At 60.0% G+C, this 14,129-nt stretch carries 12 protein-coding genes and 3 pseudogenes; 10 read left to right on the top strand and 5 right to left on the bottom strand.

Annotated elements, in window-relative coordinates; translation table 11 throughout:
• Positions 1–116 precede the first annotated feature (116 nt).
• Positions 117–2,282 carry a TonB-dependent receptor gene (locus tag BN60_RS18640; RefSeq protein WP_043286139.1) on the top strand — a complete coding sequence of 722 codons (2,166 nt, stop codon included), beginning with the start codon at positions 117–119 and terminating at the stop codon, positions 2,280–2,282.
• A gap of 19 nt (positions 2,283–2,301) precedes the next feature.
• Positions 2,302–3,120: a DJ-1/PfpI family protein gene (locus BN60_RS18635; RefSeq protein ID WP_020697641.1), complete on the top strand. Its 819-nt coding sequence runs from the start codon at positions 2,302–2,304 to the stop codon at positions 3,118–3,120.
• Between the two features lie 330 nt (positions 3,121–3,450).
• On the opposite strand, the gene BN60_RS18630 is transcribed toward BN60_RS18635, so the two are convergent.
• The 3 genes and pseudogenes from BN60_RS18630 to BN60_RS18625 all read right to left on the bottom strand — a co-directional run bounded on the left by BN60_RS18630 (position 3,451) and on the right by BN60_RS18625 (position 5,518).
• Complete coding sequence (locus BN60_RS18630) at positions 3,451–3,858, bottom strand: DUF2000 family protein (protein WP_020697640.1); 408 nt, start codon at positions 3,856–3,858, stop codon at positions 3,451–3,453.
• Between the two features lie 182 nt (positions 3,859–4,040).
• Positions 4,041–4,465 (bottom strand): annotated as a pseudogene (locus tag BN60_RS29910) (transposase); the annotation flags it as partial.
• A gap of 141 nt (positions 4,466–4,606) precedes the next feature.
• Entirely contained in the window at positions 4,607–5,518 is a 912-nt protein-coding gene (locus BN60_RS18625; RefSeq protein ID WP_020697638.1) for an NAD(P)/FAD-dependent oxidoreductase, read from the bottom strand.
• 127 nt (positions 5,519–5,645) lie between these two features.
• Between BN60_RS18625 and BN60_RS18620 the strand changes: the two genes are divergently transcribed.
• Positions 5,646–6,107 carry an Rrf2 family transcriptional regulator gene (locus BN60_RS18620; protein WP_020697637.1) on the top strand — a complete coding sequence of 154 codons (462 nt, stop codon included), beginning with the start codon at positions 5,646–5,648 and terminating at the stop codon, positions 6,105–6,107.
• Between the two features lie 152 nt (positions 6,108–6,259).
• Positions 6,260–6,463 (top strand): annotated as a pseudogene (locus BN60_RS30160) (CopG family transcriptional regulator); the annotation flags it as partial.
• A gap of 87 nt (positions 6,464–6,550) precedes the next feature.
• Here BN60_RS30160 and BN60_RS18610 read toward each other — a convergent pair.
• Positions 6,551–7,168 (bottom strand): TetR/AcrR family transcriptional regulator, encoded by a 618-nt coding sequence (locus tag BN60_RS18610; protein ID WP_043284091.1) that lies wholly within the window; start codon positions 7,166–7,168, stop codon positions 6,551–6,553.
• 80 nt (positions 7,169–7,248) lie between these two features.
• On the opposite strand from BN60_RS18610, the gene BN60_RS18605 reads away from it, so the two are divergent.
• From BN60_RS18605 to BN60_RS18600, 3 genes and pseudogenes are all read left to right on the top strand, one after another.
• Positions 7,249–8,223 carry an alpha/beta fold hydrolase gene (locus BN60_RS18605; protein WP_043284089.1) on the top strand — a complete coding sequence of 325 codons (975 nt, stop codon included), beginning with the start codon at positions 7,249–7,251 and terminating at the stop codon, positions 8,221–8,223.
• Positions 8,216–8,386 (top strand): hypothetical protein, encoded by a 171-nt coding sequence (locus BN60_RS31340; RefSeq protein WP_020697633.1) that lies wholly within the window; start codon positions 8,216–8,218, stop codon positions 8,384–8,386. Before BN60_RS18605 ends, BN60_RS31340 begins: the two co-directional genes overlap by 8 nt.
• A pseudogene (locus tag BN60_RS18600) lies at positions 8,361–9,005 on the top strand (tyrosine-type recombinase/integrase); the annotation flags it as partial. The gene BN60_RS31340 and the pseudogene BN60_RS18600, both read left to right, overlap by 26 nt.
• Positions 9,006–9,265: 260 nt before the next feature.
• Here the strand turns inward: BN60_RS18600 and BN60_RS18595 are convergent.
• The gene (locus tag BN60_RS18595) at positions 9,266–9,511 is read right to left on the bottom strand and encodes a hypothetical protein (RefSeq protein WP_020697631.1); all 246 of its coding nucleotides are present in this window, start codon (positions 9,509–9,511) and stop codon (positions 9,266–9,268) included.
• Positions 9,512–9,891: 380 nt separating this feature from the next.
• Here BN60_RS18595 and BN60_RS18590 point away from each other — a divergent pair, with 380 nt between their 5' ends.
• The 3 genes from BN60_RS18590 (at position 9,892) to BN60_RS18580 (ending at position 14,121) form a co-directional block, all read left to right on the top strand.
• Positions 9,892–10,200 (top strand): hypothetical protein, encoded by a 309-nt coding sequence (locus BN60_RS18590; RefSeq protein ID WP_215905919.1) that lies wholly within the window; start codon positions 9,892–9,894, stop codon positions 10,198–10,200.
• Positions 10,201–10,297: 97 nt separating this feature from the next.
• Complete coding sequence (locus BN60_RS18585) at positions 10,298–13,405, top strand: N-6 DNA methylase (RefSeq protein ID WP_020697629.1); 3,108 nt, start codon at positions 10,298–10,300, stop codon at positions 13,403–13,405.
• Complete coding sequence (locus tag BN60_RS18580) at positions 13,405–14,121, top strand: hypothetical protein (RefSeq protein ID WP_020697628.1); 717 nt, start codon at positions 13,405–13,407, stop codon at positions 14,119–14,121. Before BN60_RS18585 ends, BN60_RS18580 begins: the two co-directional genes overlap by 1 nt.
• Positions 14,122–14,129: the final 8 nt, after the last annotated feature.

Genomic DNA, 14,129 nt, shown 5'->3' with positions numbered 1-14,129 from the left:
AATTCGTTCGTCGTCAATTCCTTCGCTCTGCCGAAATGCACGTGTGGGGGCGATCACCTGTGGAGTTCATTGTGCTATATCGACCGACCGCGTTCGCGCGTCGGGCGCGACGCAACATGCTTGCAGTCGCGTTGCCCGGCTCGCTTTTGCTCACAACGCCGAATCCTGCCGTTGCCCAGGAGAGTGGCGAAACCATTACCGTCCTGGATCCGATTGTCGTTACAGGTTCTTCTTCCGGGGTGCCTGACCCGCGCGACGCGACGCGACTTTTGCCAGCCGCATCCGGCGGACAGGTCGCAACTGGCAGTCAGCTCGGTATACTCGGCAATCGCGACACCATGAGCTCGCCGTTCAATGTGACGAGCTACACGGCCAAACTTATCGCGGATACGCAAGCACGTAGCATCGCCGATGTCGCCGCGAGCGATCCATCCGTTCGCGCCATCTTTCCGCGTTCCAGCTACCGGGATGTCTATTCGATCAGGGGCTTCAATCTCTTTTCTTACAACATGGGGTTTGACGGTCTTTACGGCATTGCGCCGAAGCAGCGTTTTCCAGCGGAGCTCGCTGAACGTATCGAAATACTCAAGGGTCCAGACACCTTTCTCAACGGCATTGCACTTGGTGGAAGTGTCGGAGGCGCCATCAACATCATTCCAAAGCGCGCAACCGATAATCCGGTGACCTCCGTTACGACGAGCTATGTGTCGGACGGTAATATGGGGACGCACCTTGATTTTGGTCGCCGTTTCGGTTCGCGCAACGAGTTCGGTGTCCGCTTCAACGGCATTATGCGCGGGGGCGACCTCGCTATCGATGATCAATCAGACCGTCTCGGTGCCGGGTCCCTAAGTCTTGATTACCAAGGCGATCGATTTCGATTCTACGGAGATTTCGGCTATGTGAACGAACGCTTCGATGCGCCTGATTGGGCCGTCACGGTTGCGCCTGGCGTAACGCGCGTTCCGGTGCCTTCCTCTACCGCCAGCCTTTCGCAACCATGGGCGTGGGTGAAGACAAAAGACGCCTATGGCGTCGTCAGAGCCGAATACGATCTTTCCGATAACTGGACCGTGTTCAGCGCCTTCGGCATCAGTTCGACTGAGACGACCGGCATCTTCGTGCAGCCGACGAGGTTGCAGGCCAATGGCAACTTCATCGGCTCAATCGCTTCGTTTCCTTCAGCCGGAGTGCATTACTCCGGGCAGGCCGGAGTTCGCGGGCGGTTTGAGACCGGACCAATCGAACACAATGTAACTGTCGCGATCGCCCGCTGGAATCAGGATCTTAAGGCGACCAGAACGGGACTTGGAACGTTTCCGTCCAATATCTTCAATCCGGTCATCATTCCGCGGCCGGACTCGTCATCCATCATTGATCTTGACGACATCCATCGCACCGCTGAGCATCGCTTCACCAGCCTGGTATTTGCAGACACGCTCGAAATGTTCGACGATCGGCTGTTGGTGACGTTGGGTGGGCGATTGCAGAATGTGGTCAGCACCAACTTCGCCGCGACGACAGGGCTTGAGACGTCCTCCTACGACAGGACAAAGTTCTCGCCGGCAGCCGGCGCTGTGTTCAAGCTCACCGACAATATTAGCTTGTATGGGAACTATGTTGAGGCTTTGCAGCAGGGAACGTCCGCGCCGGCAACAGCCAAGAACTATGGCGAGACATTTGCGCCGATCGTCTCCCGCCAGCTTGAGGGCGGTGTGAAGGTAGATTGGGGCGCTTGGACAACAAGCGTCGGCGTGTTTCAAATCGAACAACCCACAGGCATTACCGACCCCTTCACCAACATTTATTCCCAGGACGGCGAACAGCGGAATCGCGGATTTGAATTCAACGTCGCTGGCGAGCCATTCGACGGCTTCCGTATCCTCGGTGGCCTGATGCTGCTCGATGGCCGACTCACCCGCACCGCCGGTGGGAAGTTCAATGGCAACAAGGCGATTGGCGCACCGGATTACCAGATCAATCTTGGGGCTGAGTGGGATACCCCGTTCATCGAAGGCCTTACTGTGTCAGCTCGCATGATCAACACGGGTACACAGTTCGTTGACGCCGCCAACACGCAGTCGATCGATAGCTGGACCCGTTTCGATGTTGGTGCGCGTTACGTCTTCGAGCGCTCCGAAGGCAAGCCGATCACTCTTCGCTTCGCCGTCGAGAATCTTCTCGACACAAAATACTGGGCTTCGGCCGCATCTGGCCAGGCGGCAGGCATATCTCGCGGAGCGCCACGCACCTTCCTCGCCTCGACCACCTTTCAGTTCTGAATAGAACGGAGTCAAAACTATGATCAAGGCAATAGACCGACGCACCCTTCTCACGCTCAGCAGTCTTCTTGCAACTGGCACAGCTTTCTCAGCTGCAGCCGACGACAAACCCGCCAGTGATCAACGGCGTGCGATGATGGAAATTCCGCCGGATGCACCGAAGGTGGCAATGCTGATCCATCCCAAGATGGTCGCGATTGATCTCATCGGCCCGATGAGTGTGTTCAATATCATGCGCTTCAACGTTCAGTTGGTGTGGAAAGACAAGACATCCGTCACAACGGAACTGGGGATCCCGATTCAGGCGACGCAGACGTTTGAGGAATGCCCACGAGACCTTGATGTCCTGTTCGTCCCGGGCGGCCTAATGGGCACGATCGACTGCATGAGCGACCCGGAGGTGTTGGCGTTTCTCGCGGATCGCGGTGCACGAGCAAAATGGGTCACCAGCGTTTGTACGGGTGGGCTCCTGATTGGGGCGGCGGGTCTTCTCAAAGGATACGATGCGACCGCCAACTGGACCGTAACCGACCTTCTGCCGCTGCTCGGCGCGCGCCATGTCGATAAGCGCGTTGTGCGTGATCGTAACCGAATGACCGGAGCCGGCGCGACTGCAGGACTGGACTTCGCGTTGGCACTGTCTGGTGAGATGAGGGGCGAGGAAGCCGCGCGTCGCGTCCAGCTCATTCTCGAATATGCACCCGAACCGCCATTCTCGAATGGCACGCCAAAGGAAGCCGGGCCAGAGCGTGTTGCGGAGATGCGCAAGCGGCGTGCCGGGATGGACCGACAGGCTCGAGCTGCCGCACAAGCCGCGGGCAAACGCCTAGGAATCTAACGGGAATCCTGTGCTCCCCCTTAGCGAGATGAACCGCCCCCTGGGTTTCCCGAAGCCCCAATTCCTGAGTATCCTTGTTGGTCAAACACGGGTCGCCGCACCTCGACGACCGTCGCGGATGACTCAAGCGAGAGGGCCTCTGGAGAATCCGCTGCGGTTCAGAACATGACCGTGCTGGTTCAAGGTTTCCGCGAGCGGCTTGGGCAGCAGAACGAGCAGCCAGCCTTCACTACATCGGGATCTTCCGCTCCATATTGCTACGTCAAGGCGCGAATCGCGCCCTGACTTATGCGGGCAATGTAAACGCCGCCAATTGTCCGTCAGGGCGTGTCAAGAATGCAATTTGGCGCCCTTGGTGATCTTGTCGACCAACTTCTTTTCGGCATGCAATGCGGCGCCGACAATGGCTGCCTCAGGCAGTGAAAACTTGGCGAACACATCCCGGTTCGCTGCATCATGACCAGTCAAGAACATCTCTTCGATATAGGTCGAAATTCTTATCCCTCTTTCGATCGCCCGTTTACAGATCGTTCTCAACGCATCCTGGCTGGCAGACAAGACCACCATCGGTTGGCGCACCATCGGATTGAAAGCGGAGCCTGTAGAGTCGATGTAGGGCTCGCCGATCAGCCCAGGAGCCTGGGCGACAATTCCACTGGTCAGAAAAGCTGTGACGTTAAGCTTTTGCCAACTGGCAAGATCGTCACGAACAATGATAGCAATCTTGGTGTCGAACATTCCGATACTCCTCGATATCTAGTTTCTTCTGGTCAGAAAATCCTCCAGCCACGATTTGGCGCGCCCCAAGGTCGGTTTGTACAAGCATTGCGAACATGCTCGATGAACCGGGAGATCGGGGCGCCGTCGCGGATAGTGTTGGAATTTTGCCGAGCGGCCTCCGGTCGGCTAAGACTATCGGTTCAAGCGGTGAGGTCGATCGGTTGAGCGAGAGGTGCGCCAAGGGTCGCCCATCCGCCGATCTTTCGCATTGAGATTTGCCCCAGACGCCATCAGCACCCAGCATAGCATGACCGCCGTGTCGGCCGAAGGCAGCACGGTCTGCAGTTTGATGCGTCGTTTGAATTCCTCGTGCGGGCGTTCGATGGCGTTGGTCGTGCGGGCGCTTTTCGTAGAGCCTGACCCGAACCACCCTCCCGTCGAGGATCAGGCGCATGATCGGCTCGTTGGCACGCGGGCGGGCGTTCCAAGCATCCCAATCGCTCCTGACCTTGCGCCAAGTCCGGCTGACGACGTCCTTGTCGACGGCGCTCCCGAACAGGGCGACAAGCGCCCGGCGCACCCGGCGCGTGTTGGTGCCGACCAGATAGACCGAGGCGACCAGCGCGTGGCCGCCATTGGGATGGCATCGCCTGGTGGCTGCCGAGTCGGCAGACGCCCAGACGGCACGGTCCCTGCTGGCTGGCCGCCAGCTGCTGCAGGGCAAACTGCTCGATGTCGAGCTCAGCATCCGCGGGATCCTGCGCCGTTATGCGTGCTCCCCGGCACCGTAGATCAATGAGTGATGAGCACTGCCTGCGGCCATGGCGCCGGCGGCAGCAGCCATCGTTGCGTTTGCAATAGGGCTGGCGACATCTCCCGCCGCGAAGACGCCGGGTACGGAACTCTGCTGCCGCAAGTCTACATCGATAAATGGGCCCAACGGCCCAGCCTCGAGTTTGCAGCCAAGCTGCGCTGCCAAATCACTTGTTAGTTCGGTCCGTGGCGCTATGAAGAGGCCAGAGATCGCAACGGTTCTGCCGTCGGAAAGCCGCACCGCTTCGAGTGCTGGGCTGGTCCCGAGAAGCTCTGCAATCGGTGTAGGTTCGATCGTTACGCCACGAGCGACAAGCTGCGCTTCCTGCTCCGGCGTCGGTGTGAAGATGCCTTGCGTGAACAGGGTCGTCGGTCCCCAGTCCGGCACCAGCATAGCTTGGTGAAAGGCTATCTCGCTTGACGCCAGAACCCCAACGGGTCGCTCGTTCAACTCATATCCATGACAGTAGGGGCAATGCAGAACGCTTGAGCCCCATCGGTCCTTCACGCCGGAAATATCCGGCAAAGCATCTCGCACTCCGGTTGCCAAAATGATCCGACTGCTGGTTACTTCACTGCCATCTCCGAGCAGAACCCGGAACCCATCGTGGACCGCCCTGGCTTTGGTTGCGCGCCCTTCGCAATGCTCTACGGTCCGGTATTTGGCAAGCTGCTTCTTTGCTGTTGCTATGATTGCAGATGGTGCCTGTCCATCCTGCCCCAGAAAGCCGTGTGACGATTGAGCGAACCGATTGCGGGGCTGCCCCCCGTCGATAAGCAGGACTCGGCGTCGCGCCCGCGCCAGTTGCAGCGCTGCGGCTTGGCCAGCAAAGCTTCCGCCAATGATGATGATTTCGAAATCCATGAGTGAACGCTCCGCAGTACGCACCTTTGAATGTTACGAGACACTCCGGCGGCCGTCAACTCATACAACTTACATTGTTACGTGATAGGTAAGGTGATAGCTTCGTAAGTTTGAAAGGATAGGATCGATGCCTCGCGACAATCGCATGTCCCGCATGCTCCATGTACTCATCCATATGGGAAAGCACGTGAAACGGGCAACGTCGGAAGACATCGCCAAGATGCTCGGGACAAATCCCGTAGTGGTGCGTCGTATGATGGCTGGCCTGAGGGAGAAGGGAGTTATGACTTCGGCGAAAGGTCATAACGGCGGCTGGGAGTTAACCCGTGGACTAGACGCAATCACGCTTCTGGACGTCTATGAGGCAGTTGGCGGGCCTCCATTATTCAATATCGGCCCCCATCGAGATCAGCCACAATGCGTCGTCGAGCAGGCAGTTGACGCACGAATGGAGAAAACATTAAGCGAAGCGGAAGCGCTGCTCATGAAGCGTTTCCAGATGATCACCGTTTCGGATTTGGCAAAGGACTTCGAAGAGGCATTAGCCAAGCGTCGAGAAAGCGACAAAAAAATTTGCGTCTCGAAATAGATGGACACGATTCGCGTCGGAATTTCGCGGTGAGTTCAGTCACGATGAGGGGCAGCTCACGAGCCAGTCCGAATTGCTGGCCGGTAGGCACTGCTGTGAAGGATCTGCCCCTCGACGAGGACGTCGAGCATGTCACGGGCACTGCGCCCGTCGCCGTCGAGACGCTGGCGATCTTTGTCCGCTTCTGGCTGGCAACAACGCCGGTATTGCCCGAGCCCGCTGCCCAGGCCGCCCGTGCCAAGGCGCGCGAGCGCTATGATGCCTTCATCGCGGCGCTCGGACGTCGACTCGCAAACGAACCAAAGCTGCGGCAGGAGATTTCCGAGGACATCATCTCTCAATCCGACCAGGATTGACCGGACGATGGTCCGGCAGCAGTTGTTCGAAATCCTTGTGCTCCGCCAGTCCTGCCGATTCTGGGCTTGGCTGCACTTCGAGCTCCATCAATGTTTTCGCGCGTCCTTGGGAAGCCGTGCTGCGACGCCCGCCACCACGTCTTCAACGATCTCCTCCAGCTCTGTTGGCTCGCTACCGTCCCGCGCCTGGATCGAAATCCCCTGCATGACGGCAGCCAGATGGCGCGCCAAACGCCGAACCTCGTCTGCGCCGGCAAAGGACTGGAGCGCTTCCGCGATCCGCTGGCGCATAGCATCACGCCGCGCGGCCGCGTCGCGGGCGAGCGACGTATGCTCCGGGTGACATGCAATCATGCCGCTTGAGATCATACAGCCACGCTCAAGGTGAGGGTCTGTTACGGCTCTCACGGCTCCCTCGAGCAATACTCGCACCGCCTCCGCCAGCGACCCTGCCGATTTGACAGACGCCACGTCAAGGCATCCGAGCGTCTCTTCATAGCGGGTAACCGCTTCCCGATAGAGCTCCGCCTTGCTGCCAAATGCAGTGTAGAGGCTTGGGGGCGCTATCCCGATCTCCTTCGTGAGATCGCCGATCGACACCCCCTCATAGCCGTAACGCCAGAACAGCCTCATCGCGGTCTCGACCGCCTTATCCCGGTCAAAACTCCAGGGGCGCCCACCGCGCGATTTTGTATCTCGTTCCATAGTGAACACTAAACAACCCTTGACAGACCGAGTCAAGAGAGAATTAAATAGCGTTCACTAAACAACATGGAACAATACGCATGAACCACTCAAGACGTACCTTCCTCGCCGGCGCAGCCGGCATTGCCACCCTGGCCATCAAGGCCGCCTATGCGGCACCTCAAGCTCATGCGGCATCTAGGAGCAACGCTGCCCCCGGCTCATCCGCGGATGGAGTGCCCGCAGCTGCGCGTGAGCCATTTGCCGTCCGCTCGACGGATGGCGTGATGCTGGCTGGTGAGGCGCAAGGCGACAGCCAATCACCCGAGATCCTGTTCATCCACGGCCTGCGTCAGAGCCGTTTGAGTTGGCAGAAGCAGTTCGCTGATCCCGCGCTGGCGGGATTTCGCATGGTCGGCTTCGATCTGCGTGGCCATGGCGATTCCGACAAGCCGACCTCGTTCGATGCCTATTCTGATGCGGATCGATGGGCAGACGACGTTGCCGCCGTGATCGCAGGCGCGAGGCTTCGCCGGCCGGTGCTGGTCGGTTGGTCGCTCGGTGGTTTCGTGGTTGGCGCCTATCTGCGCAAATACGGAGGCTCTGCAGTTGCCGGCGTCAATCTGGTCGACGCCGTCACCAAGCTGTCGCAGGATCTCCTCACCGACGAGGCGGCGACCTTCACGCGCACATGCACCTCGCACGATCTGGCAGAACGCACCGCGGCCACGGTCGACTTCCTCGCCGCCTGCTTCCATCAGCCGCCGACCGCGGCGGAGATGCAACGCATGCTGGTCATCAACGGCATGACGGCCCGCGCGGTAAACGAGGGTTTCATCAAAACGCAGACATCCGATCTCGAGCCCGTCTTCAAAGCCTATGCTGGCCCGATCCTGCTGACGCATGGCGTCCACGACCGGCTGGTTCGCGTCGCGATGTCGGAACGGATCAAGTCCATTCACGCAAACAGCCGGCTGTCACTCTTCTCCGAGAGCGGACACAGCCCCTTTTACGAGGAGCCAGTGCGCTATGGACAAGAACTTGCGGCATTCGTGACGGCAGCAAACAATGGCTGAGAAGATAACCGTGAGCTTGGATCGACAACACAGTCCTGCAAATCTTTCAGCCGTTGATAGTACTGGCATCGACGCGGCGGCGTCGTTCTTTCCGGGCTTCCGCCCCCTGGACATCGACGTCGGCGGCGTGCGCTTCCATACTTCGTACGGCGAGCAAGAATGACAGGTATGGGATGACGGTGGAGATCATCCGACAACTCGCGCTGACCGGATGTCGTCGGTCGGAGATGATCGCGCTCCGCTGGGAAGAAGTCGATATTGAAGCAAGCTGTTTGCGACTGGCCGACAGCAAGGAGGGGGCGTCTATCCGACCGATCGGCCTGCCTGTCGTGGAATATCTTGAGGAGCGCGGCGCGAGGATTTCAAAGACTTACGTGTTTCCAGGAGGCGAGGAGGACAACTCTTTCGGCAGCTTTCCCAATCACTGGGAGAAAATTTTCCGGAATACGGGCTTGGCGGATGTCACGCCGCATGTCCTTCGGCATAGCTTTGCGAGTGTAGCCAACGACCTTGGATTTACAGAGTCCACTATCGCAGCATTGATCGGCCACTCGCGAGGCTCGGTCACCAGCAAATATATCCATACTCTAGACGCGGCGTTGATCATGGCGGCCGATACGATCTCTGGCTATATCGAAGGCCTCCTTGACGGTGTGGAGTTCAAGCAGACGTCCTATTCGCTCGACCGTGGTGCGAGGAAGTCTACCTTGACTCGGTTCCTAAGGAAGATGAGCAGCGCGCCAGACAATGGCCCGATCCCCGAGGAGCATTTGGCTGCATGATATTGAATCGTCAGCGCGTTGCATCTCGAAGGGGGAGCGCGGGTGCGGAAGTCATCCAACTCGTCGAACTTGCTGAACAGGATCGGCGGTCAATCGCGTCATCGCCCGTGCTCGATGAGCGTGACGCGATCGAGTTGCGAGCGCTCAGGAGCAACGGTGAAGTTCAAATTGTGTATTTACCGCCAAGGGCGGCGGGGATGATCAGGGCGTTGCTGGATAGCCTGAGCCGTGAAGAGCGAGTCGTTGTGTTATCGAAAGCTCTAAAACCTTACTTGCTGATCTAACCTACCGTAAGGGTTGAAGCAGTTCAATTCAGCTAGGATCGGATCTGCGCCGCGATCGAGCAGGGCCAGATACTGGATAAGCGTATATCCGGCTATCTGCCCTGTCGTCTCGTGGGTGATGCCGAGTTCGGTCAAGGTCTCCAGCGCCGCGCCGGCGGTCGGGAAAGGAAATCCCGAGCTTCCGGAGACCGTCTGAATGGTGACGATCGGACTACCCTGCATCAGTTCGTGGGCTATGGCTGACCGACGAGACCCTCGACGATAATCATACAATGCGCCTGCTGTAGGGGCTTCCCTTGCAGCGTGACGAAGCCCCCTCCACGACTGTTTACGGCCGAGGTCGGGTATGTTACCCGTTCTCTCGACGAGATCGGGTAACATACCCGACCTTGAGGAGGTGCCACCTGCGTTTCGTATCCACCCCGATCGCCTCGCAATTGACGGGGCTCTCAACGGACAAGCTCCGTGAATGGACCAGCCGGCGCGCGCTGATCCCTGCGGATCAGCGTCCGAAGAGGAAGGGTTCGCCGGCCAAGTTTAGCTGGCAGACAATCCTTGTCCTCCGGGTAGCGGTTCTTCTACGCAATGAGTTCAGCCTAGAATTGCAGGTGCATAAGGCGGCGTTCGCCGAGCTGCGAAAACAGCTGCGCTCGCAATCCTTCATCGCGCTCTGGGGAAAGCGGCTCGCACTTGTACCGGGTCGGACGTGGGCATTCCTGGATGGTGCCGATGCGATTCCCCCGACCGACGCACTGCTGATCTCCCTTGATCCCCATCTCGCCATTCTCCGGGACGGCTTCGCTTTGCCGGGCGCAAGCAAGGAACGGCAGTTCGATCTTTTCTCGCTGCCGAGCGTTCACGGCAAGCAGCGCGCCATACCTCAACAACTCCCTAATCGGCGAGCGTCATGAAAATGGCGCTGCCACATGCCCCGGCGCTCCTGAGCGACTATCCCCGCTGGCGTGTTCGTAATATGTTCTCATCGATGCAGTGGCGGATGGAACGGACATGACCGCTACCGCGGTCCAGAACTGGCTTGAAAAGCTTGGCTATGCGGCTGAGCCGGACGTGCTGCATCTGCGCGGCGAGGCGATACCTGAGACGCATCCCTATGCGCTGGAGATCAAGACCCTCCTGAAGCCGGATGGGGCGGTTCGCGCCCAGGCCGTCTTCGACGTGGAAGGCGTGCCAACCGTCGTCTTTGTGGCGGAGGACGGTGCATCGCTCACCAACGCAGAATTGGACAAGACGCGTCAGCGGATCTGGAACCAGAATCTCGCGACGATCGTCATCGAACTCAAGGGCGACGAAGCGATCGCACTTCCTGCCCGCAAGCTGAAGAACGCAGGCGAGCGCTTGCGCCTAGACGAAGCGCGGCCGGATGGTCCGTTTTCCGCCCTCGACGTCTCAACGGCGAACCTATCGCGGCGCATGCCGAAATGGTTCGACGTTAAGGCTAGGGTCGATCGTAAGCTCCTATCGAATTTGTCGACTACTGTCGCGAAGCTGACCGACGAAGGGCTGGACGGGATAGACGACAAACGTGCGCGCAGACGGCTCGCTGAGCTCCTGATGGGACAGGTGTTGTTCATCTCCTATCTCGAGCATCGCGAGATCGTCGGCGAGACCTATCGTGCCCGGCGCAAGGTCGACCAGCTTCCCGATTTGATCGCCAAGCGAAACCTTACGGGGATCGCCAAGCTGATCGACCGGCTGCGGTCGGATTTCAACGGCGACTTCCTTGGCGATGACCGGCATGATCCATGGACGGCGCTCTCCATCGGCGGCTTTGGTCTCCTCGACCAGTTCCTGAGCCGCACCGACATGCGCACTGGCCAGGGCGATTTCTGGAACTATGACTTCAGCTACATTCCGGTCGAGCTGCTGTCGGGCCTTTACGAGCAGTTCCTGACGCCGGAGCAGCAGGCCGAGGATGGCGCCTATTACACGCCCCGCAATCTCGCCATGCTCGCGGTCGACCAAGCATTGCTCGCCTCGCCCGATCCGCTTTCGGAGACCATCTTCGACGGTGCCTGCGGATCGGGAATCCTGCTCACGACGGCCTATCGCCGTCTAATCGCGCTCGCGGAAGCACGTGAAGGACGGCAACTCGGTTTCGCCGAGCGTGGTGAACTGCTCAAGCGGAGTATATTCGGCGGCGACATCAACTTCATGGCCTGCCGCGTTACCGCCTTCAGTCTCTATCTGTCGCTGTTGGAAGGGCTTGATCCGGCCGACATCCTGGAAGCCCAGGAGCGCGATGGCACTAAGCTGCCGCCACTCAAGGATCGGAATCTCGCGCACGGGCGTGATCGCGCCGACTTCTTCAAAGACAACCATGCCTTCTATGGTCGCCGGTTTTCCCTGATCATCTCCAACCCGCCCTGGGCCGAGCCGGAAGGCGAAACGCATACCTCGGCGGACGACTGGGCCGATCGCGCGGGAACGCCCTTCGCCCGCCGGCAGATGGCCGGGGCCTATGCCCTGCGCGCGCTCGACTTTCTGGAGGAGGGCGGACGAACCTGCCTGATCCTGCCGATCGGTCAGCTGCTTGGCGCGTCGAGCGAGGCGTTCGTCTCCTATCTCCTGCACGCCTACAAGCCGAGCCGCATCATCAACTTCGGCGATCTCCAAGGGCTGCTGTTCCCGACGGCCGAAAATACCTGCCATGTGTTCCTGGGCGCGCGCCGCGGCGAGGCGGTTCCCTCGACTATCCCGTTCGGCGAGACGTTCGACTATCTCGTTCCGAAGGCGGACCTGAGCTTGGCGCTTGGCCGCCTCACCATGCAGTCGGCCGATCGGCATGCGCTGCAGACCCGCTCGGTCGCGGAGGATCCACAGCTCCTCGTCACCATGATGTGGGGCGACGCCAACGACTTGGCGATCTGGAGCCGTCTGAGCATGCGCGGCACCTTCGCCAATTTCTGGCGCGGACCTCGCGAGTTCAGGCGCTGGACCTACCGCAAGGGCATTCATCTCGAAGACAAGAGCCGGGTGGCGGTCGATCCGGGTCCGCTTCGTGACATGCTTCACGTCCCGATCGCCGCGCTCAGCGCCGGCGTACCTGTCCTGCATCCCGATCTGCTTCGGCCCTGGCCCGAGGACAAGAATACTGTTGTCGGCCTCAACGAAGCCGTGCTCGCTGTGTTCGACGGCCCGCGCGTGATCTTTCCGGATGGCTTCTCGCGCGAGCAGCAGAATGTCCGCGCAGTTTACTGTGATGAGCCTGCGAGCTTCACCCACAGCATCGGCGTCATCGCCGGCCCGAAGCCGGACGCGCCGCTGCTGAAATTCGCCGCCGTCTATCTGCGCTCCACGCTGGCCCGCTATTTTCTGATGATGCGCGGCTGGAAGATGCTGTGCGAGCGCAATGGCATCCATCTAACGGATGTCGATGCCTTTCCGTTCTTCCCGCCCGAAGACGCGCCCGATCCTGGCGCAGCCGCCTCGGCGCTGGTGTCGATCACGGACCACGTCGACCAACTGAGATCCCAGCAGGAACTACTCCAGCTCAATCAGTACCAGTCGCTTCGCGGTGAACTCGACGCGGCCGTCTTCGCCTATTTTGGCCTGACGGACGAAGAGCAGACGCTGGTCACCGAGACCGTCGAGGTGCTTATGCCGTCGATCCGACCCCGGAGCTTCAAAAGCCTCGACACACCGGCCCAACGGACCGCCAACGCGCAGGATTTCCGGATCTACGCAGAGGCGCTGGCATCGGCACTCACCGCCTGGCGCGATAAGACGGGTGGCCGAGGGCGCTTCCATGTCGACGTCGTCGCCAATGACCCGGCCCGAGCCGGGCGCTCGGGGATCGTGAAGGTCAGCTATGCTGAAAAGGGTCGGGCGGCACCCGGTGTCGCGACCGCCGTGAACGACGAACTGGTGATCGAGACGCTGGCTGCGCTCAGGAGATCAGGCCTGCGCACCATTCCGTCGGGGGATTATCTCACCCTCGTCCCGGACGCGCAGCTCTGGATCGACGGCAACCTCTATCTGGTGCGACCGCTTACGCAGCGCAGTTGGACCGTTCGCCAAGCGCTGCGCGACGCCGAACATATTGTGCGGACCGTTCAATCCCGTGCGGGGTCCGACAGTTTGGCGGTGAGTGCGTGATGGCGGCTGCCGATTGGCTTTCGGCCTTCCCGCTGCAACCGGCAACTGAAGCGGTCGAAGCGCTGCGGCAGGGCTGGTCGGAGCTCGCGGAGCGACCAAGGCCAGATTTCAATCCCAAAACCAAGGAAGACGCGCTCACCAAGCGCCTCAAGGTCTATGTCGAGAACCATGTCGCGCGCGAGCGCGGCCTACTCGGCATGTGGGCGGCCGAGGACGTAATTGGTGAGGTCGATACGACGACCGGCGAGCTGATCGAGGAGCGCAGGACCGACATCGTCTACGGCTGGAACAGCGAGGTTCAGTCCATGAAGCTGGTGTTCGAGTTCAAGCGGCTCGGACGCCAGAAGAAGCACCGCGACCATTATCTGCGCGAGCAGGGGCTCGGGCGCTTCGTGACCGGAATCTACAGCCGGCGGCAGGCGGTCGCCGCTATGGTCGGCGTGCTTCTTGATCCGGAAGAGGAGATCGTGCCACCGATCCGGGATGCGCTGGCCGAGACAGCGCTAGCCACCCTCTTGCGATTGCGGCCGACGGTCGCCGGGGAACCTTACGCGCGACCGTCTCCGCTCTTCTCGGCCGCAGACTTCGACACGGAACATGAGCGCGAGCCGGCGCTGGCGCCCAGCCACGGAACGATCCGGGTGTCGCACTTCTTCTTTGCCTTTGGTTATCCCACGAGCACCTTGAAGCCGAAGACGGCGAAGTCCGCCGCGTAAGCCGCGGC

The organism is Reyranella massiliensis 521 (assembly GCF_000312425.1).
Classification (GTDB): Bacteria; Pseudomonadota; Alphaproteobacteria; order Reyranellales; family Reyranellaceae; genus Reyranella; species Reyranella massiliensis.
This window is presented reverse-complemented; position numbering and strand designations above follow the sequence as displayed.